The organism is Pseudoduganella lutea (genome assembly GCF_004209755.1).
In the GTDB taxonomy this organism is placed as follows: domain Bacteria; phylum Pseudomonadota; class Gammaproteobacteria; order Burkholderiales; family Burkholderiaceae_D; genus Rugamonas; species Rugamonas lutea.
Genome location: NZ_CP035913.1, coordinates 2619745 through 2641588, shown reverse-complemented (window position 1 = coordinate 2641588; position 21844 = coordinate 2619745). Strand labels below are relative to the sequence as shown.

General features: G+C 59.6%; 32 protein-coding genes. 30 read left to right on the top strand and 2 right to left on the bottom strand.

Annotation, left to right across the window (positions count from 1 at the left end; translation table 11 throughout):
* The first annotated feature begins 51 nt into the window (after positions 1-51).
* From fusA to rpsJ, 3 genes are all read left to right on the top strand, one after another.
* Positions 52-2157, top strand: a complete 2106-nt coding sequence (fusA, locus tag EWM63_RS11080; RefSeq protein ID WP_130186565.1) for an elongation factor G — start codon at positions 52-54, stop codon at positions 2155-2157.
* A gap of 76 nt (positions 2158-2233) precedes the next feature.
* Positions 2234-3424, top strand: a complete 1191-nt coding sequence (gene tuf / locus EWM63_RS11075) for an elongation factor Tu (protein WP_130186564.1) — start codon at positions 2234-2236, stop codon at positions 3422-3424.
* A gap of 156 nt (positions 3425-3580) precedes the next feature.
* Positions 3581-3898 (top strand): 30S ribosomal protein S10, encoded by a 318-nt coding sequence (gene rpsJ / locus EWM63_RS11070; RefSeq protein ID WP_130186563.1) that lies wholly within the window; start codon positions 3581-3583, stop codon positions 3896-3898.
* A 350-nt stretch (positions 3899-4248) separates the two neighbouring features.
* On the opposite strand, the gene EWM63_RS11065 is transcribed toward rpsJ, so the two are convergent.
* A complete protein-coding gene (locus EWM63_RS11065; RefSeq protein ID WP_130186562.1) occupies positions 4249-5046 on the bottom strand; it encodes a PEP-CTERM sorting domain-containing protein in 798 nt (265 codons plus the stop codon).
* Between the two features lie 673 nt (positions 5047-5719).
* Between EWM63_RS11065 and EWM63_RS11055 the strand changes: the two genes are divergently transcribed.
* Positions 5720-8596, top strand: a complete 2877-nt coding sequence (locus EWM63_RS11055) for a TonB-dependent receptor (protein ID WP_165390801.1) — start codon at positions 5720-5722, stop codon at positions 8594-8596.
* Between the two features lie 253 nt (positions 8597-8849).
* Positions 8850-9317, top strand: coding sequence for a DUF2269 family protein (locus EWM63_RS11050; RefSeq protein WP_130186559.1), 468 nt, complete (start codon positions 8850-8852; stop codon positions 9315-9317).
* A gap of 87 nt (positions 9318-9404) precedes the next feature.
* On the opposite strand, the gene EWM63_RS11045 is transcribed toward EWM63_RS11050, so the two are convergent.
* Positions 9405-9779: a hypothetical protein gene (locus EWM63_RS11045; RefSeq protein ID WP_130186558.1), complete on the bottom strand. Its 375-nt coding sequence runs from the start codon at positions 9777-9779 to the stop codon at positions 9405-9407.
* Positions 9780-10028: 249 nt separating this feature from the next.
* Between EWM63_RS11045 and rplC the strand changes: the two genes are divergently transcribed.
* The 25 genes from rplC to rpsK all read left to right on the top strand — a co-directional run bounded on the left by rplC (position 10029) and on the right by rpsK (position 21622).
* Positions 10029-10685: a 50S ribosomal protein L3 gene (rplC, locus tag EWM63_RS11040; protein WP_130186557.1), complete on the top strand. Its 657-nt coding sequence runs from the start codon at positions 10029-10031 to the stop codon at positions 10683-10685.
* Between the two features lie 3 nt (positions 10686-10688).
* The gene (gene rplD / locus EWM63_RS11035; protein WP_130186556.1) at positions 10689-11309 is read left to right on the top strand and encodes a 50S ribosomal protein L4; all 621 of its coding nucleotides are present in this window, start codon (positions 10689-10691) and stop codon (positions 11307-11309) included.
* On the top strand, positions 11306-11620 hold the full coding sequence (gene rplW, locus EWM63_RS11030; protein WP_130186555.1) for a 50S ribosomal protein L23: 315 nt from the start codon (positions 11306-11308) through the stop codon (positions 11618-11620). Before rplD ends, rplW begins: the two co-directional genes overlap by 4 nt.
* A complete protein-coding gene (gene rplB / locus EWM63_RS11025) occupies positions 11620-12447 on the top strand; it encodes a 50S ribosomal protein L2 (RefSeq protein ID WP_130186554.1) in 828 nt (275 codons plus the stop codon). Before rplW ends, rplB begins: the two co-directional genes overlap by 1 nt.
* Before the next feature lie 9 nt (positions 12448-12456).
* Positions 12457-12732: a 30S ribosomal protein S19 gene (rpsS, locus tag EWM63_RS11020; protein ID WP_055937623.1), complete on the top strand. Its 276-nt coding sequence runs from the start codon at positions 12457-12459 to the stop codon at positions 12730-12732.
* Positions 12729-13061, top strand: a complete 333-nt coding sequence (gene rplV / locus EWM63_RS11015; protein ID WP_174800461.1) for a 50S ribosomal protein L22 — start codon at positions 12729-12731, stop codon at positions 13059-13061. Before rpsS ends, rplV begins: the two co-directional genes overlap by 4 nt.
* Before the next feature lie 9 nt (positions 13062-13070).
* On the top strand, positions 13071-13859 hold the full coding sequence (gene rpsC, locus EWM63_RS11010) for a 30S ribosomal protein S3 (RefSeq protein ID WP_130186552.1): 789 nt from the start codon (positions 13071-13073) through the stop codon (positions 13857-13859).
* 14 nt (positions 13860-13873) lie between these two features.
* The gene (rplP, locus tag EWM63_RS11005; protein WP_130186551.1) at positions 13874-14293 is read left to right on the top strand and encodes a 50S ribosomal protein L16; all 420 of its coding nucleotides are present in this window, start codon (positions 13874-13876) and stop codon (positions 14291-14293) included.
* A 12-nt stretch (positions 14294-14305) separates the two neighbouring features.
* Positions 14306-14497: a 50S ribosomal protein L29 gene (rpmC, locus tag EWM63_RS11000; protein WP_130186550.1), complete on the top strand. Its 192-nt coding sequence runs from the start codon at positions 14306-14308 to the stop codon at positions 14495-14497.
* Positions 14494-14766, top strand: coding sequence for a 30S ribosomal protein S17 (gene rpsQ, locus EWM63_RS10995; RefSeq protein WP_130186549.1), 273 nt, complete (start codon positions 14494-14496; stop codon positions 14764-14766). Before rpmC ends, rpsQ begins: the two co-directional genes overlap by 4 nt.
* Positions 14767-15025: 259 nt before the next feature.
* Positions 15026-15394, top strand: a complete 369-nt coding sequence (rplN, locus tag EWM63_RS10990) for a 50S ribosomal protein L14 (protein ID WP_130186548.1) — start codon at positions 15026-15028, stop codon at positions 15392-15394.
* A 9-nt stretch (positions 15395-15403) separates the two neighbouring features.
* Entirely contained in the window at positions 15404-15718 is a 315-nt protein-coding gene (gene rplX, locus EWM63_RS10985) for a 50S ribosomal protein L24 (RefSeq protein WP_130186547.1), read from the top strand.
* Between the two features lie 6 nt (positions 15719-15724).
* Positions 15725-16264: a 50S ribosomal protein L5 gene (gene rplE, locus EWM63_RS10980; RefSeq protein ID WP_130186546.1), complete on the top strand. Its 540-nt coding sequence runs from the start codon at positions 15725-15727 to the stop codon at positions 16262-16264.
* A gap of 6 nt (positions 16265-16270) precedes the next feature.
* A complete protein-coding gene (rpsN, locus tag EWM63_RS10975; RefSeq protein ID WP_130186545.1) occupies positions 16271-16576 on the top strand; it encodes a 30S ribosomal protein S14 in 306 nt (101 codons plus the stop codon).
* A gap of 14 nt (positions 16577-16590) precedes the next feature.
* Positions 16591-16986, top strand: a complete 396-nt coding sequence (gene rpsH / locus EWM63_RS10970; RefSeq protein WP_130186544.1) for a 30S ribosomal protein S8 — start codon at positions 16591-16593, stop codon at positions 16984-16986.
* A gap of 10 nt (positions 16987-16996) precedes the next feature.
* Positions 16997-17530: a 50S ribosomal protein L6 gene (rplF, locus tag EWM63_RS10965; protein ID WP_130186543.1), complete on the top strand. Its 534-nt coding sequence runs from the start codon at positions 16997-16999 to the stop codon at positions 17528-17530.
* Positions 17531-17543: 13 nt separating this feature from the next.
* Positions 17544-17906: a 50S ribosomal protein L18 gene (rplR, locus tag EWM63_RS10960; RefSeq protein WP_130186542.1), complete on the top strand. Its 363-nt coding sequence runs from the start codon at positions 17544-17546 to the stop codon at positions 17904-17906.
* 10 nt (positions 17907-17916) lie between these two features.
* A complete protein-coding gene (gene rpsE / locus EWM63_RS10955; RefSeq protein ID WP_107144083.1) occupies positions 17917-18435 on the top strand; it encodes a 30S ribosomal protein S5 in 519 nt (172 codons plus the stop codon).
* 4 nt (positions 18436-18439) lie between these two features.
* Positions 18440-18622 (top strand): 50S ribosomal protein L30, encoded by a 183-nt coding sequence (rpmD, locus tag EWM63_RS10950; RefSeq protein WP_130186541.1) that lies wholly within the window; start codon positions 18440-18442, stop codon positions 18620-18622.
* Between the two features lie 27 nt (positions 18623-18649).
* Positions 18650-19081 (top strand): 50S ribosomal protein L15, encoded by a 432-nt coding sequence (rplO, locus tag EWM63_RS10945; protein WP_130186540.1) that lies wholly within the window; start codon positions 18650-18652, stop codon positions 19079-19081.
* Between the two features lie 27 nt (positions 19082-19108).
* A complete protein-coding gene (secY, locus tag EWM63_RS10940; RefSeq protein WP_130186539.1) occupies positions 19109-20443 on the top strand; it encodes a preprotein translocase subunit SecY in 1335 nt (444 codons plus the stop codon).
* Positions 20444-20457: 14 nt separating this feature from the next.
* On the top strand, positions 20458-20676 hold the full coding sequence (infA, locus tag EWM63_RS10935) for a translation initiation factor IF-1 (protein WP_005663428.1): 219 nt from the start codon (positions 20458-20460) through the stop codon (positions 20674-20676).
* Between the two features lie 33 nt (positions 20677-20709).
* Positions 20710-20823, top strand: coding sequence for a 50S ribosomal protein L36 (gene rpmJ / locus EWM63_RS10930; protein WP_005663407.1), 114 nt, complete (start codon positions 20710-20712; stop codon positions 20821-20823).
* Between the two features lie 14 nt (positions 20824-20837).
* Positions 20838-21203: a 30S ribosomal protein S13 gene (gene rpsM, locus EWM63_RS10925; protein ID WP_130186538.1), complete on the top strand. Its 366-nt coding sequence runs from the start codon at positions 20838-20840 to the stop codon at positions 21201-21203.
* Positions 21204-21217: 14 nt separating this feature from the next.
* The gene (rpsK, locus tag EWM63_RS10920; protein WP_028101645.1) at positions 21218-21622 is read left to right on the top strand and encodes a 30S ribosomal protein S11; all 405 of its coding nucleotides are present in this window, start codon (positions 21218-21220) and stop codon (positions 21620-21622) included.
* Positions 21623-21844 lie beyond the last annotated feature (222 nt).

Sequence of the window (21844 nt, the reverse complement as noted above, 5' to 3'; positions counted from 1 at the left end):
GATTCAAAAATGTTGCTCGGTTTTGTCCATTCAAAGATTTAGGATCTCATTATGGCCCGCAAGACCCCCATCGAGCGCTACCGCAATATCGGTATTTCCGCTCACATCGACGCCGGCAAGACGACCACGACCGAGCGCGTGCTGTTCTACACCGGCGTGAACCACAAGATTGGTGAAGTGCACGACGGCGCAGCAACCATGGACTGGATGGAGCAGGAACAAGAGCGCGGCATCACGATCACGTCCGCGGCCACGACCTGCTTCTGGAAAGGCATGGCCGGCAACTTCCAGCCGCACCACATCAACATCATCGATACCCCGGGCCACGTCGACTTCACGATCGAAGTGGAACGTTCGATGCGCGTGCTGGACGGCGCCTGCATGGTCTACTGCGCAGTCGGTGGCGTGCAGCCGCAGTCGGAAACCGTGTGGCGTCAGGCGAACAAGTACAAAGTGCCGCGTCTGGCCTTCGTCAACAAGATGGACCGTACCGGTGCCAACTTCTTCAAGGTCTACGAGCAGATGCGCGCTCGCCTGAAGGCAAACCCGGTGCCGATCCAGATCCCTATCGGCGCTGAAGATTCGTTCGCCGGCGTGGTCGACCTGGTCAAGATGAAGGCGATCATCTGGGATGAAGCATCCCAAGGCATGAAGTTCGACTACAAGGATATTCCGGCCGAACTGCAAGCTACCGCCAACGAGTGGCGCGAAAAGATGGTCGAAGCGGCCGCTGAGTCCAGCGAAGAGCTGATGAACAAGTACCTGGAAGAAGGCGACCTGACGGAAGCCGAGATCAAGCAGGCGCTGCGCGCCCGTACGATCGCTTCGGAAATCGTGCCGATGATGTGCGGCACCGCGTTCAAGAACAAGGGCGTGCAGGCCATGCTGGACGCCGTCATCGAATACCTGCCATCGCCAGTGGACATCCCACCGGTCGGCGGCACCGACGACGACGAGCAGCCTGTCACCCGTACCGCTTCGGACGAAGAGAAGTTCTCCGCGCTGGCATTCAAGATCATGACCGACCCGTTCGTCGGCCAGCTGGCGTTCTTCCGCGTGTACTCCGGTGCCGTGAACTCCGGCGACACCGTGCTGAACTCGGTGAAGAACCGCAAGGAACGCCTGGGCCGCATCCTGCAGATGCACGCCAACCAGCGTGAAGAAATCAAGGAAGTGCGCGCCGGCGACATCGCCGCTGCCGTGGGCCTGAAAGACGTGACGACCGGCGAAACGCTGTGCGATCCGACCGCGGTGATCATCCTGGAACGCATGGTCTTCCCTGAGCCGGTGATCCAGCAGGCCGTCGAGCCGAAGACCAAGTCCGACCAGGAAAAAATGGGCCTGGCGCTGAACCGCCTGGCACAGGAAGATCCGTCGTTCCGCGTGAAGACCGACGAAGAATCCGGCCAGACCATCATCGGCGGCATGGGCGAGCTGCACCTGGAAATTATCGTCGACCGCATGAAGCGCGAATTCGGCGTGGAAGCCACCGTCGGCAAGCCGCAGGTTGCTTACCGCGAGACGATCCGCAAGGCCGTCACCGACGTGGAAGGCAAGTTCGTCAAGCAGTCCGGTGGTCGCGGCCAGTACGGCCACGCCGTGCTGACGATCGAACCGCAAGAGCCGGGCAAGGGCTTCGAGTTCGTCGACGCCATCAAGGGCGGTGTGATTCCTCGCGAATACATCCCTGCGGTGGAAAAAGGCGTGCGCGAAACGCTGAACTCGGGCGTGCTGGCCGGCTACCCGGTCGTCGACGTGAAAGTGACCGTCACGTTCGGTTCCTACCACGACGTGGACTCGAACGAAAACGCGTTCCGCATGGCCGGTTCGATGGCGTTCAAGGACGGCTGCCGCAAGGCATCGCCGGTCATCCTCGAGCCGATGATGGCCGTGGAAGTGGAAACGCCGGAAGACTACGCCGGTAACGTGATGGGCGACCTGTCGTCCCGTCGCGGCATGGTGCAGGGCATGGACGAAATCCCGGGCGGCGGCGGCAAGATCATCAAGGCCGAAGTTCCGCTGTCCGAAATGTTCGGTTACTCGACCTCGCTGCGTTCCGCAACGCAAGGCCGTGCAACGTACACGATGGAATTCAAGCACTACTCCGAAGCGCCGAAGCACGTTATCGACGCAATCGTGACCGCAAAAGCGAAATAAATCAGAATAGCGTTTATCGGCCGGGGCAAAACCCCGGCCGGACAACCTTAAATCATAGTTCTAAGGAAGAAATAAAATGGCAAAAGGTAAGTTTGAGCGGACCAAACCGCACGTCAACGTTGGCACCATCGGTCACGTCGACCACGGTAAAACCACGCTGACCGCGGCAATCGCAACGGTGCTGTCGAAGAAATTCGGCGGCGAAGCCAAAGCCTACGACCAGATCGACGCTGCTCCGGAAGAAAAAGCACGCGGCATCACGATCAACACCGCGCACGTCGAGTACGAAACCGCTGCCCGTCACTACGCGCACGTTGACTGCCCAGGCCACGCCGACTACATCAAGAACATGATCACCGGTGCTGCCCAGATGGACGGCGCGATCCTGGTGTGCTCCGCAGCTGACGGCCCGATGCCGCAGACCCGCGAACACATCCTGCTGGCCCGTCAGGTTGGCGTGCCTTACATCATCGTGTTCCTGAACAAGTGCGACCTGGTCGACGACGCAGAACTGCTGGAACTGGTCGAAATGGAAGTGCGCGAGCTGCTTTCGAAGTACGAGTTCCCTGGCGACGACCTGCCGATCATCAAAGGTTCGGCACGTATGGCCCTGGAAGGCCAGCCGGGCGAAATGGGCGAAGAGTGCATCATCCGCCTGGCGGACGCACTGGACACCTACATCCCGACGCCTGAGCGCGCTGTGGACGGCGCCTTCCTGATGCCTGTGGAAGACGTGTTCTCGATCTCCGGCCGCGGTACCGTGGTGACCGGCCGTGTCGAGCGTGGCGTGATCAAGGTTGGCGAAGAAATCGAAATCGTCGGCATCATCGACACCGTGAAGACCACCTGCACCGGCGTGGAAATGTTCCGCAAGCTGCTGGACCAGGGTCAAGCTGGCGACAACGTCGGCCTGCTGCTGCGCGGCACCAAGCGTGAAGACGTGCAGCGTGGCCAGGTTCTGGCCAAGCCGGGCTCGATCAAGCCGCACAACCACTTCACCGGCGAGATCTACGTGCTGTCGAAGGATGAGGGCGGTCGTCACACCCCGTTCTTCAACAACTACCGCCCTCAGTTCTACTTCCGTACGACGGACGTGACCGGCTCGATCGAGCTGCCAGCGGACAAAGAGATGGTCATGCCGGGCGACAACGTGTCGATCACCGTCAAGCTGATCTCCCCGATCGCCATGGAAGAAGGCCTGCGCTTTGCAATCCGTGAAGGCGGCCGTACAGTCGGCGCGGGTGTTGTAGCCAAGATTCTGGGCTAAGCTTTGCGTTGAGCGGCGGGACCGGGCGTGATATCATGCCGGTCCCGCTGCTTTTATGTTGAGCAGTCGTTGTAGTGTTGTAAAGAGTCGCATATTTCCATATTGCCGGAGAAGTGTTTGTACACTGCGCCGGTTCGTTCTTTTTAAGGAATCAGCATGTCCACCCCGAATCAAAAGATCCGCATCCGCCTGAAGGCTTTCGACTACAAACTGATCGACCAGTCCGCACTGGAAATCGTTGACACCGCCAAGCGCACCGGCGCCGTTGTCAAAGGTCCGGTTCCCCTGCCGACCCGCATCCAGCGTTTCGACGTGCTGCGTTCCCCGCACGTGAACAAGACTTCGCGCGACCAGTTCGAAATCCGCACCCACCAGCGCCTGATGGACATCGTGGATCCGACCGACAAGACCGTTGACGCACTGATGAAGCTGGACCTGCCAGCTGGCGTGGACGTCGAGATCAAGCTGCAGTAATCGATTCGTACCCGGTGGCCGGTGGCCGCCGCGTAAAGAGCGGGCACTTCGCATTGGCGCAGTGCCCGTTTTTCTTTGGTGGGGCGCACCGCACGCGGATCCGGCCTGCATCGTTCCGCCCGGAGCACAAATTTGGCCAGCGCGCCAGTTTTGTTTTGATCAGCAAATCCTTGCCGTCCAGCCGCGTGTGACTCGGACTACGACGGGATGCAACGGGCGCATTGGGCCGGCCGCACGGGCCGCCGGCCAAGGCCCCAATGGCAGCAGCGAGAGCCTGTCGATGCTGTAGCATGGGGCACCAAGCGCGCCCGCCGGCGCCGAGTGCTGCATCCCGGTACTCCAGGCCCTTGTCAGACAGGCGGCAGCACGCGCTGACGCCGACGCATTGCACCGGCCAGTACGGCCAGGCCGGCACCGAACATCAGGTATGTTGCCGGCTCCGGCACGGCTGAGACGTCGTAATAGACGCTGGTTAGTGTGTTGAAGTAAAGCGTCAATTCGATGTCGTGGTCGAAATCGTTCCTGGCCGTCAGTGAGAACGTGTCGTTGAAGCTGTCATAGGATTGCCCGGTGCCCAGCACGATGTTCCGCGAAAAGATGTCGCTAGGCCGGTCCTCCGATGCATAACCCAGACTCACAGAAGTCTCCGCGTTGCCGGGCAGGACAGGATATGCAGGATCGGTCGTGGACAACCATGTGTTCGCGACGCCGCTGACGGTGAAGGCGCTGTGAGCGCTCAGCAAAATGTTCACGGTTTGCGAAGCCGCTGCCCTGGCGTAATCTCCCTGCCATTGCAGCGCCCCGGTGTCCGCGGCCGAATGAAGGTCACCTAACTGACCATTGGTACTGGCGCGGGCGTAGAAGTCAAAGAATCGCCCTTCCGCGGTAACCGGGACCGGGAAGGTTGGCGCAAATTGGCTACCGTCCCCGTGATTCCCGGCCCCGACCGAAATGGACGCTTGTATAAGGGTCGTACGTGGCCCAAACTGGTAATACGAAGCATTGCCGTCGTCGGGCGTCAAGTCCACGAGGGTGTATTGAACATTACTGATTTCCCCTGCACCAGAGGTGCGTGGTGCGGCATGGATGGAAGGAACGATCAGGACGGCAGAAGCAATGGCAAGTGCAGCTGTCAATGTACGGTGCATGGACGATACCTCACAGGTATACCGTAGGGCGGACTACGGGCCGAGTTGTCGCTATCATACTTGAAGTTATAATAACGGCAACTACGACGAGTATAGCGGTGGTTGCAGAATGCGGCAATCCACGTTCCCGCGCTCGATGGAAGCCGTATAACGCTTGCTGTGCCGGTCGTTGCTGCGAGCGTGGCCGAGTAATCTTCCAGGAATCTCGTCGACACTTTGTACTCATCCGACTTGCCAACTATCTCGGGCAGGAAAGACTGCGCCTCTGCCAATGCCGGAGCGTTTTTTTTCATGAATTTCAAACGCATGGCTTTCAGGCGGAACTGCAACGGCACCCCTTTCCAGTCGGAGCTCCCATTGGCCGCCACGCTGGCGCAGCGCGCAAGTGCGGTAGCAATCGCTGTGTACTGGCTGACGGGGATATGCCGCAATGCGCTATCGAAAGGGTTCTGAACGCGATTTGCCGAGCTAAATAAAATTCGAAATTAAGCTTCAAGCACAGTATGTCCCACGGCGCGTTAGCGCGAATACAACACAATGGCGACTTGCATTCCGAGAACCACAGAATATTTTTGTGGTTTTATATCACGTGTGAGAAATTGCTAAGAATCGTTACGAGATGTAACGGCGATTTCATATATTAGATTCGGGAGCGATACGCATGCAGCTAATTTTGAAACGAAGTGTGGTGGCGGTGGCTGCGACACTGGTGGTTCCGGCCGTGCTGGCGCAACAGGCGCCGGCCCCGCAGCCCAGCCAGACTGTCTACATCACCGGTTCCAACCTGAAGCGCGCCGACAAGGAAGGCACTTCCCCGGTCCAGGTCGTCACGGCCCAGGACATCAAGGACACGGGTGCCCAGACCGTGCAGGATTTGATGCGCTTTGTACCGGCAATCGGTTCGGACAGCAACTATGACAGTACCGACGGCGGGTTCTCCCGTGGCGTATCGACGGCGTCGCTGCGTGGCCTGTCGTCCACGTCCACGCTGATCCTGTTGAACGGCCGGCGCATGTCGCCATCGGCCTATGCCGACCCGAACGACGGCAACTCGACGCTGTATGACCTGAACAGTATTCCGGTCAGCGCGCTCGACCGCGTGGAAATCCTCAAGGACGGCGCCTCCGCCGTGTATGGTTCCGATGCCATCGGTGGCGTCATCAACTTCATCACGAAGAGCAATTACCAGGGCCTCGAATTCGGCGCCCGCGCCAGCGCCAACGACGATGGCGAATTCGCCCGCCGCGGCTTCACCGCCGCCTGGGGCAAGGGCGACCTGGACACCGATGGCTACAACGTGTTCTTCACGGCCGACGTGTCGAAGCGCGATCGCACCGCGCTGCGCGACGCCACCGATATCGCGTTTGAACAGTACCAGCAACTGAACGGCCGCTTCGCCACCCCGTACGGCAGCCAGATCTCCCAGCACCCCACGTTCTATCGCGAGAGCTCGCCGGGTTCGCGCAATTTCGGCGTCACCCGCGCCAACGCGGCCGACCGGCTGCGCACCACGCTCAGCTGCGACCCATCCCAGCAACTGGTGGGCACCACACAGATGGGCTTCCCGGCGACCAGCGTGTGGGTCGACCGCACGTTCTGCAACTTCGATGCGACCCGCTTCCTGGAAGCGCAAAGTGAAGGCAAGGATGCCGTCGTGATGAGCCGCGGCGTGCTGAAGATCGGCAATAACGCACGTGCCTTCGCCGAGGTGGCGTATGCCCGTTCCGAGCGCCAGTACACAGGCACGCCGATCACGATCGGCCAGTCCTCGACCAACAATTTCACGGCGACCGGCGTTGCCGAACCGTTCCAGGCCATTCTGGAGATCGGCCATCCGGACAATCCGTTCCCCAACGCGCGCGCGTCGGTCGGCTACCGTTTTGCCAACCTGCGGGGCGGCAACGAGGTCATCAACGAAAGCACCCGCGTGCTGGTGGGTGCGGAGGGCGAATTCCGCGGCTGGACCTGGGATACCGGCCTGCTGTGGAATCGCTCCGAAAAAGAAGACACTTACTACGACCGCCTTTACCTGCCGACGCTGCGCAAGCTGAACACGGGCACCTCGCTGGCCCAGCTGGCCGCCGATCCGACCATCGCGCAGGACGTGGCCAACACAGGCCGTGCATCCATCCTGCAGTGGGATGCCAAGGCCAGCACGCAGTTCGGCCAGCTGCCGGGCGGTGCCATGGGCCTGGCGCTGGGTGTCGAGGTGCGCCGCGAGAAAATCGAGCTGGACCCGACGCCAGCACTGGCCTCCGGCCAAATCTTCGGCCTGGTCAACTCGATCATCGACGGCGAGCGCAACGTGAAATCCGCCTTTGTCGAGCTGCGCACGCCGATCCTGAAAAACCTGGAGCTGGACTTTGCCGGCCGCGCGGACAAGTATCCGGACATCAAGACGAACTACGTGCCGAAAGTGGGCGCGAAGTGGACGGTGGCCGATGGCCTGGCCTTCCGCGGCACCTATGCCAAGGGCTTCCGCGCGCCGGCACTGGTGCAGGTGACGCCGGGCGGCTCGCAAGTTTTCCTGCGCGACCTGTTCGACCGCCGCCGCTGCGAGGCCGACGAGCGCACGCCGAAACCGGGCGCGACCGAGGTCGATTGCGCGAAATCCGCCGCCGGTACCGGTGGCGCCAATCCGGACCTGGTGCCGGAAAAATCGCGCAGCTACTCGCTGGGCCTGATCTATTCGCCCACCAGCAGCCTGGACTTCCTGGTCGAGTACTTCCGCATCCGCAAGGAAGGCGAAGTGGTGCAGGGCTCGGCGTTCGAGGCAATCAAGAACGAGGACCGCTTCCCGCAGAACGTGGTGCGCGACACGAATCCCGCCAACTTCGTCACCGATGCCAGCGGCAACCCGATTCCCAACACGGGGCCGCTGCTGATGGTCAAGCTGCCATGGGAAAACCAGGGCGCGACCGAAGTGCGCGGCATCGACTTCGAAGTGCGCCACCGCGCGCGGCTGGGTGAATGGGGCGGCCTCAGCACCAAGCTGAACGGTACTTACATGACGCACTATTCGCTGTCGCAGCACGCCGGCGACATCGAGCACAACCTGGTCGGCGGCAATGCCGGCCTCTACGACTGGAACCTGTCGAGTGGCATTGACCTGCCGCGCCTGAAGTTCAACCTGGCCAGCACGTGGACCCGGGGCGACCATGCCGTGAACGCTTCGGTCAACTACGTGGGCACCGTTTCGCTGAAGCGCTACGTCAATGCCGACACCGTCTACGACCAGGCGTTCTGCCACTACGGCACGGCCAAGCCAGGCGATGCCGAGCCGAACCGCAACGCCACGGTGCCGCTGTACGAGGATTACTATCCGGACTGCAAGATCGCCCGCTGGGTGACGTTCGGGCTGGGCTACACGTACACGGGCTTCAAGAACCTGACGCTGAACGTGAACGTGCAGAACCTGTTCGACAAGCGTGCGCCTTACGATCCGGGCGAGGGCATTACGACGAGCTTCCTGCCGGACCCCGGCTACAACCAGGGGCTGCATAACAACTACGGGCGGTACTTCACCGTCAGCGCGCGCTACGCGTTCTGATTACCCGTCCAGTTGGCAATGACAAGCCGGCCCGTAAGGGCTGGCTTTTTTTCGTCGGCGAGAGTGATGAACGGAACAGGTAGAAGTGGCAATTGTCGATATCCTGGCGCCGGAAGGGTAGGGCAGCGCACCGCTGCGTGACACTTCCTGCAGCAACCGCGCCAGCGGCGCACGTAGGTCGCCCGATGCGGAAGAGCTGACGTCGCCTACACGGTCGCCAGCGGCCAGACCCCGGGAAATGTCATAATGCAGCATGTCCTTCTATATGCTGCTGAAACTGCTCCACGTGCTCAGCTCCACCGTGCTGTTCGGCACGGGGATGGGTATCGCGTTCTTCAAATGGATCACCGACCGCAGCGGCGACGTGCGAGCGATCCGCATCGTCACCGAGCGGACGGTGCTGGCCGATTATGTCTTCACGACCCCGGCCGTGATCATTCAACCGGTCACCGGGTTCGCGATGATCTGGCTGGCCGGCTACCCGCTGCACTCGACGTGGATTGCCTGGTCGGTCGCGCTGTACCTGCTGGCCGGCGTGTGCTGGCTTCCTGTCGTGTGGCTGCAGATCAAGATGCGGGACCTCGCCCGCAGGGCCAATGTCGACGGTGCCACCTTGCCGCCGCTGTACTGGCGCTACCAGCGGCTATGGTTCCTGCTGGGCATTCCTGCCTTCAGCGCCCTGGTCGTCATCTTCTGGCTGATGTTGAACAAGCCTGTCTGAAACGCGCGACAGCGCCCTTGGGCACTCTTCAATCGTGGCGAAGCACTGTGCCGATGCGTGACCACGCGATGGCGTGGGCGCTCCGGGTCAAGCCACCGGCTTGATGGCCGGCGGCGGCGGCGCGCCGACCTTCTTCCGGCAACTGGTGCGGGTAGCGAGTTCGTCCATGGCGACTTGTTCGGCGGAGGGCGGGGCCGCGCCGTTCATCGCCTTCACCGCCCGGTCGGTCCACGGAATCGCCACGCAATCGCAGTACGGCGCCAGTTTCGCATGCCCCTTCAGGTCGCTTTCGCCCCCATATTCCGCGGGAATCGCCACGGCCTGCTTGCACATGTCCGCATAGCCCTTGCGCATCTGCGCCAGCTCGGCGGCCTGGGCATGGGCCGCACCGGCAATGCCGAGCCAGCCGGCCAGCACGGTGGTAAGGAGGGAAGAAGCGAGGGCGATACGGCGGTGGCGCATTGGAACTCCTGACGGTTGAAAAGCGCCATCATGCCTCATTTCGATATCGAAAATGCATCGCCGTGAAGCGTGGCAATTATGTGTGCAAACCTTGTGCAACAGGCATCGACATACCTCGTACTTACTTGTTGCGTCAAGAGGCAAATCAAAGTACACTAGCCGGCTTCGGTATGGATACGTCTTTTTTTGTCCTGCCATTTTTGTAGTTCAACATAGCCCTGCCCAATCGTAGGTGGGAATGGAGAAAAAATGAGCCTTGGCCTCCTCGGTCGCAAGGTTGGCATGATGCGCATCTTCACGGACGACGGGGATTCGATCCCTGTGACCGTGCTGGACGTGTCGAACAACCGTATCGCCCAAATCAAAACTCCTGAAACGGATGGTTACTCCGCTGTTCAGGTCGTATTCGGTCAACGTCGCGCTTCCCGCGTGACCAAAGCCGCTGCGGGTCACTACGCCAAAGCTGGTGTCGAAGCCGGTACTCTGCTGAAGGAGTTCCGTGTCGATGCAGCCAAAGCTGCCGAACTGAAAGCTGGCGAAGTTGTCGCCGCTTCGCTGTTCGAAGTCGGTCAGAAGATCGACGTGCAGGGCACCTCGATCGGTAAAGGCTACGCCGGTACCATCAAGCGTCACAATTTCGCATCGGGTCGTCAGACTCACGGTAACTCGCGTTCGCACAACGTACCAGGCTCCATCGGTATGGCGCAGGACCCGGGCCGCGTGTTCCCTGGCAAGCGCATGACCGGTCACATGGGCGACGTCACCGTCACCACCCAGAACCTGGAAATCGCTCGTATCGACGCTGAACGCCAGCTGCTGCTGGTCAAGGGCGCGGTACCAGGCGCGAAAAACGGCCAGGTGGTTGTTTCGCCAGCCGTTAAAGTCAAAGCTAAGAAGGGAGCTTAATTCATGGAACTCAAGCTCTTGAACGCTGAAGGTCAAGCCGCGTCGAACGTAGCTGCTGCAGACACCGTCTTCGGCCGTGATTACAACGAAGCCCTGATCCACCAGATCGTGGTTGCTTATGCAGCGAACGCCCGTAGCGGCAACCGCGCGCAGAAGGACCGTGAACAGGTTCACCACACGACCAAGAAGCCTTGGCGCCAGAAAGGCACCGGCCGCGCCCGTGCTGGTATGTCGTCGTCGCCACTGTGGCGTGGCGGTGGTCGCATCTTCCCGAACTCGCCTGACGAGAACTTCACCCACAAAGTGAACAAGAAGATGTACCGCGCTGGCCTGTGCTCGATCCTGTCCCAGCTGGCTCGCGAAGAGCGCCTGGTCGTGATCGAAGATCTGTCGATCGAAGCCCCGAAAACCAAGCTGCTGTCGCAAAAGCTGGCTGGCATGGGTCTGGATTCGGTCCTGATCATCACCGAGAACATCGAAGAAAACCTGCTGCTGGCTTCCCGCAACCTGCCGAACGTGCTGGTCGTGGAACCGCGTCACGCAGATCCAATGTCGCTGGTCTTCTACAAGAAGATCCTGGTTACCAAAGCGGCACTGGCCAAGATTGAGGAGTTGCTGGCATGAGCGCCGTCAAATTTAGCGAAGAGCGCCTGTTGAAGGTGCTGGTGGCGCCGGTCATTTCCGAAAAGGCCACCATGGTCGCGGAAAAGAACGAGCAGATCGTGTTCCGTGTTGCTCCGGACGCGACCAAGCCAGAAATCAAGGCCGCCGTTGAACTGCTGTTCAAGGTCGAAGTGGAATCGGTGCAGACCGTTAACCGCGAAGGTAAAGTCAAGCGTTCGGGCCGTTTCATCGGTCGTCGCAATGCTACCAAGCGTGCTTTCGTGTGCCTGAAGCCTGGCCAGGAAATCAATTTCACCGAGGAGGCTAACTAATGGCACTCGTTAAGATGAAGCCAACCTCCCCAGGCCGTCGTGGCATGGTGAAGGTTGTCAACGCCGACCTGTACAAAGGTCGTCCGCTGGCAGCCCTGGTTGAGAAAAAATCGAAGACCGCCGGCCGTAACAACAACGGCCACATCACCACCCGTCACATCGGTGGTGGTCACAAGCAGCACTACCGTATCGTTGACTTCAAGCGCAACAAGGACGGTATTCCTGCGAAAGTGGAACGCATCGAATACGATCCGAACCGCACGGCGCACATCGCCCTGCTGTGCTACGCCGACGGCGAGCGCAAGTACGTGATCGCTTCGAAAGGCCTGTCCGTCGGCGATACGCTGATGAACGGTTCGGAAGCGCCGATCAAGGCCGGTAACACCCTGCCGATCCGCAACATCCCGGTTGGTACCGTGATCCACTGCGTCGAAATGCTGCCAGGTAAAGGTGCCCAGATGGCACGTACCGCCGGTGCCGCAGTCGTGCTGATGGCCCGCGAAGGTACTTACGCCCAGGTGCGTCTGCGCTCCGGCGAAGTGCGCCGCGTGCACATCGAGTGCCGCGCAACCGTGGGCGAAGTCGGCAATGCCGAACACAGCCTGCGCAAGATCGGTAAAGCCGGTGCGATGCGTTGGCGCGGTGTCCGCCCGACCGTCCGTGGTGTCGTCATGAACCCGGTCGACCACCCGCACGGTGGTGGTGAGGGCAAGACGGCAGCTGGTCGTCACCCAGTGTCGCCATGGGGCCAGCAGACCAAGGGCAAGAAGACGCGTTCGAACAAGCGCACTTCTTCGATGATCGTCTCGCGCCGCGGCAAGAAATAAGGATAAATCATGACCCGTTCATTGAAAAAAGGGCCGTTCTGCGACGCCCACCTGGTGAAGAAAGTCGAAACCGCGCAAGCGACCAAAGACAAGAAGCCAATCAAAACCTGGTCCCGCCGTTCGACGATCATGCCTGACTTCATCGGCTTGACGATTGCCGTGCACAACGGCAAGGTCCACGTGCCTGTGTACGTGTCCGAGAACATGGTTGGTCACAAGCTCGGCGAGTTCGCGCTGACCCGTACGTTCAAGGGCCACGCTGCTGACAAAAAGGCGAAGAAATAATGGAAACCAAAGCAATCCTCAAAGGCGTGCGCCTGTCGGATCAAAAGGGTCGCCTGGTGGCTGACCTGATCCGCGGCAAGAAGGTTGACGCCGCGCTGAACATCCTGCAGTTCAGCCCGAAAAAAGGCGCCACCATCATCAAGAAGGTGCTGGAGTCCGCCATTGCGAACGCCGAGCACAACGATGGTGCCGACATCGACGAACTGTACGTGAAAACGATCTACGTCGAAAAGGGCCCGATCCTGAAGCGCTTCACCGCGCGTGCAAAGGGCCGTGGCGATCGTATCTCGAAGCAGTCCTGCCACGTCTACCTGACGGTCGGAAACTAAGGAGCCAAGATGGGACAGAAAATTCATCCAACCGGCTTCCGTCTGGCCGTTACCCGTAACTGGGCTTCCCGCTGGTACGCGACCAACGGTAACTTCGCTCAGATGCTGAACGAAGACCTGAAGGCGCGCGCTTACCTGAAGAAGAAGCTGAAGAACGCCTCCGTCGGCCGCATCGTCATCGAGCGTCCTGCGAAGAACGCGCGCTTCACCGTGTACAGCTCCCGTCCGGGCGTTGTGATCGGCAAGAAGGGCGAAGACATTGAAGTGCTGAAAGCGGAACTGACCAAGATCATGGGCGTGCCGGTGCACGTCAATATCGAGGAAATCCGCAAGCCGGAAATCGATTCGCAGCTGATCGCCGATTCGATCGCCCAGCAGCTGGAAAAGCGGATCATGTTCCGCCGCGCCATGAAGCGCGCAATGCAAAATGCAATGCGCCTGGGTGCCGTCGGCATCAAGATCATGTCGTCCGGCCGTCTGAACGGCATCGAGATCGCCCGTACCGAATGGTATCGCGAAGGCCGCGTGCCTCTGCATACCCTGAAGGCGGACATCGACTACGGCACGTCCGAAGCATCGACCACCTACGGCATCATCGGCGTCAAGGTTTGGGTGTACAAGGGTGACCGCTCCGCTACCGGCGAAGCACCAGTCATCGACACCCCGGCTGACGAGAAGAAGCCACGCGGCCCGCGCCGCGATGATGGCAAGCCGGGCGGCCGCCCACGTCCAGGTCCGGGCGCTAAACCAGGCGCCCCAGCCGCTCGCCGCGCTGCGAAGCCGGCTGCAGCTGAATAAGCAGGAGAACAAGCATGCTGCAACCATCTCGCAGGAAGTATCGTAAAGAGCAGAAGGGCCGTAACACCGGTATCTCGCATTCGCGCGGCACCGCCGTGTCGTTCGGCGAATTCGGTCTGAAAGCCGTCGCGCGTGGCCGTATCACGGCACGCCAGATCGAAGCTGCCCGTCGTGCCATGACCCGTCACATCAAGCGTGGCGGCCGTATCTGGATCCGTGTCTTCCCGGACAAGCCGATTTCGAACAAGCCGGCTGAAGTCCGTATGGGTAACGGTAAAGGTAACCCGGAGTACTACGTGGCTGAAATCCAGCCAGGTAAAGTGCTGTATGAAATGGACGGCGTTGGCGAAGAGCTGGCACGCGAAGCGTTCCGCCTGGCTGCTGCCAAACTGCCGCTGGCAACCACCTTCGTGGTGCGCCAGGTTGGCCAATAATTGGAGTGAAATATGAAAGCATCTGAACTCCGCGGCAAAGACCAGGCTGCTCTGCAGAAAGAACTGAATGACCTGCTGAAGGCACAGTTCGGCCTGCGTATGCAAAGCGCCACGCAACAGCTGAGCAACAATTCGCAGCTGAAGAAGGTCCGCCGCGACATCGCACGCGTCAAAACGGTAATGAACACGAAGGAAGCCAAATGAACGAACCAGTGAAACAGTCGCTCAAGCGCACGCTGATCGGTAAAGTGGTGTCCGACAAGATGGACAAGACCGTTACCGTGCTGATCGAGCGTCACGTCAAGCACCCTCTGTACGGCAAGATCATCGTGCGTTCGGCGAAATACCACGCACATGACGAAACCAACCAGGTCAAGGCCGGTGATACGGTCGAGATCGCGGAAGGTCGTCCGATCTCCAAGACGAAGGCGTGGACGGTGACGCGTGTAGTGCAAGCTGCACAAATCGTCTAAAAAGAAGGCTGGACCGGAGCGTTGCGCTCCGGTCCGTTTTCCAATTAGTTCTTGCAGGCCCGCAGGTTGTATGTAATACTTGCGGGCTTCGTTCATGTATCGCCGCTAAGTGTCTCTCCGCAGACGCGGTTTCGCGGTCAGTACTGTATGAAGGTCAAGCACCCAAACAGCAATGCAGCAGCATCGCTGGCGGGACCAAGACTGACCGAGAGGTCCGCATTGTGTGGATTCTTCGGCTTAAGTTGGGAAAGAGAATACTATGATTCAAACTGAAAGCCGGCTCGAGGTAGCCGACAACACCGGTGCGAAAGAAGTTATGTGCATCAAGGTGTTGGGCGGTTCCAAGCGCCGTTACGCTGGCATCGGCGACGTGATCAAGGTCACGGTTAAACAGGCACAGCCACGCGGCCGTGTCAAAAAAGGTGAAATTTATAACGCCGTGGTTGTGCGCACCGCTAAGGGTGTGCGTCGCCAGGACGGTTCCCTGGTCAAGTTCGACGGCAACGCCGCCGTTCTGCTGAACTCCAAGCTGGAACCGATCGGTACCCGTATCTTTGGCCCGGTGACGCGTGAACTGCGCACCGAGAAGTTCATGAAGATCGTGTCCCTGGCACCGGAAGTCCTGTAAGGAGTCGCAATGGATAAGATTCGCAAAAACGACGAAGTTGTCGTCCTGACCGGTAAGGACAAGGGCAAGCGCGGTGTCGTGACCCAGCGTGTAGACGCTGAGCATGTCGTGGTAGATGGCGTGAACGTGGCCAAGAAGGCCGTCAAGCCGAACCCGATGACGGGCGTAACTGGTGGCATCGTCGACAAGACCATGCCGATTCACGTGTCCAACGTTGCTCTGTTCAACGCTGCGACCGGCAAGGCCGATCGCGTGGGCTTCAAGGAAGTGGACGGTAAAAAAGTCCGCGTCTTCAAGTCCTCCGGCGAAGTAGTGAAGGGGTAATTGAAAATGGCCCGTCTGCAACAAGTATACAAAGAGAAAGTCGTTTCCGAGCTGACCGAGAAATTCGGCTACAAATCGGTAATGGAAGTGCCGCGCCTGACGAAAATCACCCTGAACATGGGTGTGGGCGAAGCAATCGCTGACAAGAAAGTCCTGGAACACGCCGTTGGCGACCTGACCAAGATCGCCGGTCAGAAGCCAGTGACGACCAAGTCGCGCAAGGCAATCGCAGGTTTCAAGATCCGCGAAGGCTACCCGATCGGTACGATGGTGACCCTGCGTGGCGCCCGTATGTACGAATTCCTGGATCGCTTCATCACCGTGGCACTGCCGCGCGTGCGTGACTTCCGTGGTGTGTCCGGCCGCTCGTTCGATGGCCGTGGTAACTACAACATCGGTGTCAAAGAGCAGATCATCTTCCCGGAAATCGAGTACGACAAGATCGACGCGCTGCGTGGCATGAACATCTCGATCACCACGACCGCCAAGACCGACGACGAAGCGAAAGCTCTGCTCGCCGCATTCAAATTCCCGTTCAGGAACTAACCGATCATGGCAAAACTCGCACTGATTAACCGTGAACAGAAGCGTGCCGACCTGGTGGAGAAATTCGCCGCCAAGCGCGCCGCCCTGAAAGCCATCATCGACGACCAGTCGAAGTCGGAAGAAGAGCGTTACGAAGCCCGCCTGAAACTGCAGGCCCTGCCGCGTAACTCTGCACCGACCCGCCAGCGTAACCGCTGCGCCATCACCGGCCGTCCACGTGGCACCTTCCGTAAATTCGGTCTGGCCCGCACCAAGCTCCGTGAATTCGCCATGCGTGGTGAAATCCCGGGTATGACCAAAGCCAGCTGGTAATAGGAGAATAAGCAATGAGTATGAGCGATCCTATCGCCGATATGCTGACCCGTATCCGCAATGCACAGGGTGTGAAGAAGACCACCGTTGCAATGCCGTCATCGAAAGTCAAAGTGGCGATCGCCTCCGTCCTGAAGGACGAAGGCTACATTGAAGATTTCGCAGTGTCTTCCTCCGAAGGCAAAGCGGAGCTGCAAATTGGCCTGAAGTATTACACTGGCCGTCCTGTCATCGAGCGCCTCGAGCGCGTGTCCCGTCCGGGCCTGCGCGTCTACAAAGGCAAGGATGAAATCCCGACCGTGATGAACGGCCTGGGCGTGGCAATCGTGTCGACCCCGCAAGGCGTCATGACCGATCGCAAAGCGCGCGCTACCGGCGTCGGTGGCGAAGTCATCTGCTTCGTGGCTTAAGGAGTAACACATGTCTCGAGTAGCTAAAATGCCGATCGCCGTGCCGGCTGGCGCCGAAGTCGCCATCTCCGCACAAGCGATCACCGTCAAGGGCCCGCTGGGCACCCTGACCCAGAGCCTGAATGGCCTGGTCAACGTTGAAAACAACAACGGCACGCTGTCGTTCACTGTTGCCAACGACAGCCGTGAAGCGAACGCCATGTCCGGCACGCTGCGCGCACTGGTCAACAACATGGTCACCGGCGTCACCAAGGGCTTCGAGAAGAAGCTGTCCCTGGTTGGCGTGGGTTACAAGGCGCAAGCCCAAGGCGACAAGCTGAACCTGTCGCTGGGCTTCTCCCACCCTGTCGTGCATGCAATGCCGGCTGGCGTGACCGTGGCTACCCCGACCCCGACCGAAGTCGTGATCAAGGGTGTCGACCGTCAACAGGTCGGCCAGGTTGCCGCAGAAGTTCGTGCTTACCGCTCCCCTGAGCCTTATAAAGGCAAGGGCGTCCGCTATGTGGACGAAGTGGTCAAGATCAAAGAAACCAAGAAGAAGTAATTAGGGGCTGACGATGGATAAAAAGCAATCTCGTCTGCGCCGCGGACGTCAAACCCGCATCAAGATCGCGCAACTGAAAGTGAACCGCCTGTCGGTCCACCGCACTAACCTGCACATTTACGCGAACCTGATCAGCCCGGACGCTAAAGTTCTGGTTTCGGCGTCTACCGTGGAAGCAGAAGTTCGCGCCGAACTGGCCGGCAAGTCGGGCAAGGGTGGTAACGCCGCCGCTGCCGCACTGGTGGGCAAGCGCGTCGCCGAAAAGGCAATCAAGGCAGGTATCACCGAAGTAGCGTTCGACCGCTCCGGTTTCCGTTACCACGGCCGTGTGAAGGCGCTGGCTGATGCCGCGCGTGAAGCCGGTCTGAAGTTCTAAGGGTACGATCATGGCAAAAATGCAAGCAAAAATGCAAAGCGACAAGCCGGATGACGGCATGCGCGAAAAAATGATCGCGATCAACCGCGTGACCAAAGTGGTCAAGGGTGGTCGTATCATGGGCTTCGCGGCGCTGACCGTGGTTGGTGACGGCGATGGCCGCATCGGCATGGGCAAGGGCAAGTCGAAGGAAGTTCCGGTCGGTGTGCAGAAGGCAATGGAAGAAGCCCGTCGCAACCTGATCAAGGTGCCTCTGAAGAACGGTACGCTGCAGCACACGGTAACCGGCCGCCATGGCGCCTCGCGCGTCATGATGAGCCCGGCCAAGCCTGGTACTGGCGTCATCGCTGGTGGCGCAATGCGCGCTATCTTCGACGTGATGGGCGTGACGGACGTGGTGGCGAAATCCACCGGTTCGAACAACCCGTACAACCTGGTGCGCGCCACCCTGGACGGCCTGTCGAAAATGAGCACTCCTGCCGATATCGCTGCGAAACGCGGCAAGTCGGTAGAAGACATTCTGGCTTAAGGGGATGACCATGAGCACTATCAAAGTCAAACTGGTGAAGGGCCTGATCGGCACCCGCCAAGACCACCGCGCTACGGTGCGTGGTCTGGGCCTGCGCCGTGTCAACTCGGTTTCCGAGCTGCAGGACACGCCATCGGTACGCGGCATGATCAACAAGGTCGCTTACCTCGTTAAGGTTGTATCGTAAGCCCCGGCTTACGATCTGGAGAACACAATGGAATTGAATACCATTCAACCAGCCGAAGGCGCGAAACACGCCAAGCGCCGTGTTGGTCGCGGTATCGGCTCCGGCCTGGGCAAGACCGCCGGCCGTGGTCACAAAGGTCAGAAATCGCGTTCGGGCGGCTTCCACAAAGTCGGCTTCGAAGGCGGTCAGATGCCTCTGCAGCGTCGTCTGCCGAAGCGCGGCTTCAAATCGCTGAACGCAACCTTCAAGGCTGAAGTGCGCCTGTCCGACCTGAACAACCTGGCAGTCGGCGAAGTCGACCTGCTGGTCTTGAAGCAGGCTGGCGTGCTGTCCGTGCTGGCCCGCGACGTGCGCGTGATCGCATCCGGTGAAATCACTAAAGCAGTGTCCATCAAGGGCCTGAAAGTGACCGCCGGCGCGAAAGCGGCCATCGAAGCGGCTGGCGGCTCGGTAGCCTGAGACGCTTGAGCTTGAACGGAGCGAAAATTGGCGACTAATCCGCAGCTTGCTAAAAGTGCCGCAGCCGGGTTCCCCTGGAACCGTCTGTGGTTTTTGCTGGGCGCTCTGGTAGTCTACCGCATCGGGGCACACGTCCCGGTGCCGGGGATCGACCCGGTACAGCTGGCCGCACTGTTCAAGTCGCAAGAGGGTGGTCTCCTGGGCATGTTCAACATGTTCTCGGGTGGCGCCCTGTCGCGCTTCACGGTGTTTGCGCTGGGCATCATGCCCTACATCTCGGCCTCGATCATCATGCAGTTGCTGTCGATCGTGTCTCCGCAGATGGAAGCGCTGAAGAAGGAAGGGGAGGCTGGTCGTCGCAAGATCACCCAGTACACCCGTTACGCCACCGTGGGCCTGGCTTTGTTCCAGGCATTCGGCATCTCCGTCGCGCTGGAAGCCCAGCCTGGCCTGGTGATCGACCCGGGCATGGCGTTCCGCTTCACCACCGTGGTGACGCTGCTGACCGGCACCATGTTCCTGATGTGGCTGGGGGAGCAGATTACCGAGCGCGGTCTTGGTAACGGCATCTCCATCATCATCTTTGCCGGTATCGCCGCCGGTCTGCCGAGCGCAATGGGTAGCTTGTTCACCCAGGTGTCGACCGGTGCGATCAGTGCGATCTCCGCCATCATCATCGTGATCCTGGTTGCAGCCGTGACCTATGTCGTGGTGTTCGTGGAACGTGGCCAGCGCAAGATCCTGGTGAACTATGCCAAACGTCAGGTCGGCAACAAGATCTACGGTGGGCAAACCAGTCACCTGCCGCTGAAGCTGAACATGGCAGGCGTGATCCCGCCGATCTTCGCATCGTCGATCATCTTGTTCCCGGCCACTATCGTGGACTGGTTCGCACGTGGCGCGGACAACAGCAACCCTGTTGTGCGCTTCCTGAAAGATCTGGCTGCGTCGTTGAGCCCAGGCGAGCCCATCCATGCACTGCTGTATGCTGTGGCGATCGTGTTTTTCTGCTTCTTCTACACCGCACTGGTGTTCAACAGCAAGGAAACAGCGGACAACTTGAAGAAGAGCGGGGCCTTTGTGCCAGGGATTCGTCCCGGTGAGCAGACTGCCCGTTACATCGACAAGATCCTGACCCGATTGACCCTGGCAGGCGCCGTCTACATTACCCTGGTGTGCCTGTTGCCGGAGTTTATGCAAGCCCAGTGGAAAGTGTCCTTTGTATTCGGCGGCACCTCCCTGTTGATCATCGTGGTCGTGACCATGGACTTCATGGCCCAGGTCCAGAACTACGTGATGTCGCAGCAATACGATTCGCTGCTGCGCAAGGCTAACTTCAAAGGCGGCATTCCGACCCGCTAAGCGATAAGGTCACTATGGCAAAAGACGACGTTATACAGATGCAGGGCGAGATTCTGGAGAATCTCCCGAATGCAACGTTTCGAGTAAAGCTGGAAAACGGCCACGTGGTGCTCGGCCACATTTCGGGTAAAATGCGGATGAACTATATCCGCATTCTCCCCGGTGACAAGGTGACGGTGGAGTTGACGCCGTACGACCTCTCCCGGGCCCGTATTGTGTTCCGGACCAAGTAATTTTAAGTATCGAATCCAAGAAGAGAGTGCAAAATGAAAGTTAACGCTTCAGTCAAGCGGATCTGCCGCAACTGCAAGATCATCAAGCGCAAAGGCGTCGTTCGTGTTATCTGCGTCGAACCGCGTCACAAGCAGCGTCAAGGTTAATCGAGGAATAACGAATGGCACGTATTGCAGGGGTTAACATCCCAAATCATCAGCACACCGTGATCGGCCTGACGGCAATTTACGGTATCGGCCGCCCGCGCGCGCAGTTCATCTGCGCGCAAACGGGTGTTGCGACCAACAAGAAGATCAAGGACCTGGACGACAGCGAGCTGGAAAAGCTGCGTGATGAGATCGGCAAGTTCGTTGTTGAAGGCGACCTGCGCCGTGAACTGTCGATGAACATCAAGCGTCTGATGGACCTGGGTTGCTATCGCGGCATGCGTCACCGCAAGGGCCTGCCGGTCCGCGGCCAGCGCACCCGCACCAATGCACGTACCCGCAAAGGTCCGCGCAAAGCCGCTCAATCGCTGAAGAAATAATCTAGGAAACCACTATGGCTAAGCAACAAAGCAGCGCTGCAGCAGCACGCGTTCGCAAGAAGGTCAAGAAGAACGTCGCTGAAGGCATCGCTCACGTTCACGCTTCCTTCAACAACACGATCATCACGATCACCGACCGCCAGGGCAATGCCCTGTCGTGGGCAACTTCGGGCGGCGCCGGCTTCAAGGGCTCCCGTAAGTCGACCCCGTTCGCAGCGCAGGTTGCTGCCGAAGCGGCTGGTAAAGTTGCACAGGAATGCGGCGTGAAGAACCTGGAAGTGCGTATCAAGGGCCCAGGTCCTGGTCGTGAATCCGCTGTTCGCGCGCTGAACAACCTGGGCATCAAGATCACCGAGATCCAGGACGTGACGCCAGTGCCGCACAACGGCTGCCGTCCGCCGAAGCGTCGCCGCATCTAAGCACCATCGGATGCATTGACCATGGCCGGTTCCCTCGCGAACCGGCCACCGTCACACCGAAGTAAAAATTGCTGGAACAGTTGATCGGAAACGGTTACACTGTCCGGCTATTTTTGCCTGTCGATTTCTGGTCGGCGGGCTTGTTGAGCCACTGTCTGACGGATTAGAGGGTCAGACTAGCGCCTGCTTCACAGCTCTTGCGTGCACTCGATGCGCGTAGTG

Coding starts and splice junctions, on each gene's coding strand:
- fusA (WP_130186565.1), top strand. CDS start 52: ATGGCCCGCAAGACCCCCATCGAGCGCTACCGCAATATCGGTATTTCC.
- tuf (WP_130186564.1), top strand. CDS start 2,234: ATGGCAAAAGGTAAGTTTGAGCGGACCAAACCGCACGTCAACGTTGGC.
- rpsJ (WP_130186563.1), top strand. CDS start 3,581: ATGTCCACCCCGAATCAAAAGATCCGCATCCGCCTGAAGGCTTTCGAC.
- EWM63_RS11065 (WP_130186562.1), bottom strand. CDS start 5,046: ATGCACCGTACATTGACAGCTGCACTTGCCATTGCTTCTGCCGTCCTG.
- EWM63_RS11050 (WP_130186559.1), top strand. CDS start 8,850: ATGTCCTTCTATATGCTGCTGAAACTGCTCCACGTGCTCAGCTCCACC.
- EWM63_RS11045 (WP_130186558.1), bottom strand. CDS start 9,779: ATGCGCCACCGCCGTATCGCCCTCGCTTCTTCCCTCCTTACCACCGTG.
- rplC (WP_130186557.1), top strand. CDS start 10,029: ATGAGCCTTGGCCTCCTCGGTCGCAAGGTTGGCATGATGCGCATCTTC.
- rplD (WP_130186556.1), top strand. CDS start 10,689: ATGGAACTCAAGCTCTTGAACGCTGAAGGTCAAGCCGCGTCGAACGTA.
- rplW (WP_130186555.1), top strand. CDS start 11,306: ATGAGCGCCGTCAAATTTAGCGAAGAGCGCCTGTTGAAGGTGCTGGTG.
- rplB (WP_130186554.1), top strand. CDS start 11,620: ATGGCACTCGTTAAGATGAAGCCAACCTCCCCAGGCCGTCGTGGCATG.
- rpsS (WP_055937623.1), top strand. CDS start 12,457: ATGACCCGTTCATTGAAAAAAGGGCCGTTCTGCGACGCCCACCTGGTG.
- rpsC (WP_130186552.1), top strand. CDS start 13,071: ATGGGACAGAAAATTCATCCAACCGGCTTCCGTCTGGCCGTTACCCGT.
- rplP (WP_130186551.1), top strand. CDS start 13,874: ATGCTGCAACCATCTCGCAGGAAGTATCGTAAAGAGCAGAAGGGCCGT.
- rpmC (WP_130186550.1), top strand. CDS start 14,306: ATGAAAGCATCTGAACTCCGCGGCAAAGACCAGGCTGCTCTGCAGAAA.
- rpsQ (WP_130186549.1), top strand. CDS start 14,494: ATGAACGAACCAGTGAAACAGTCGCTCAAGCGCACGCTGATCGGTAAA.
- rplN (WP_130186548.1), top strand. CDS start 15,026: ATGATTCAAACTGAAAGCCGGCTCGAGGTAGCCGACAACACCGGTGCG.
- rplX (WP_130186547.1), top strand. CDS start 15,404: ATGGATAAGATTCGCAAAAACGACGAAGTTGTCGTCCTGACCGGTAAG.
- rplE (WP_130186546.1), top strand. CDS start 15,725: ATGGCCCGTCTGCAACAAGTATACAAAGAGAAAGTCGTTTCCGAGCTG.
- rpsN (WP_130186545.1), top strand. CDS start 16,271: ATGGCAAAACTCGCACTGATTAACCGTGAACAGAAGCGTGCCGACCTG.
- rpsH (WP_130186544.1), top strand. CDS start 16,591: ATGAGTATGAGCGATCCTATCGCCGATATGCTGACCCGTATCCGCAAT.
- rplF (WP_130186543.1), top strand. CDS start 16,997: ATGTCTCGAGTAGCTAAAATGCCGATCGCCGTGCCGGCTGGCGCCGAA.
- rplR (WP_130186542.1), top strand. CDS start 17,544: ATGGATAAAAAGCAATCTCGTCTGCGCCGCGGACGTCAAACCCGCATC.
- rpsE (WP_107144083.1), top strand. CDS start 17,917: ATGGCAAAAATGCAAGCAAAAATGCAAAGCGACAAGCCGGATGACGGC.
- rpmD (WP_130186541.1), top strand. CDS start 18,440: ATGACCATGAGCACTATCAAAGTCAAACTGGTGAAGGGCCTGATCGGC.
- rplO (WP_130186540.1), top strand. CDS start 18,650: ATGGAATTGAATACCATTCAACCAGCCGAAGGCGCGAAACACGCCAAG.
- infA (WP_005663428.1), top strand. CDS start 20,458: ATGGCAAAAGACGACGTTATACAGATGCAGGGCGAGATTCTGGAGAAT.
- rpmJ (WP_005663407.1), top strand. CDS start 20,710: ATGAAAGTTAACGCTTCAGTCAAGCGGATCTGCCGCAACTGCAAGATC.
- rpsM (WP_130186538.1), top strand. CDS start 20,838: ATGGCACGTATTGCAGGGGTTAACATCCCAAATCATCAGCACACCGTG.
- rpsK (WP_028101645.1), top strand. CDS start 21,218: ATGGCTAAGCAACAAAGCAGCGCTGCAGCAGCACGCGTTCGCAAGAAG.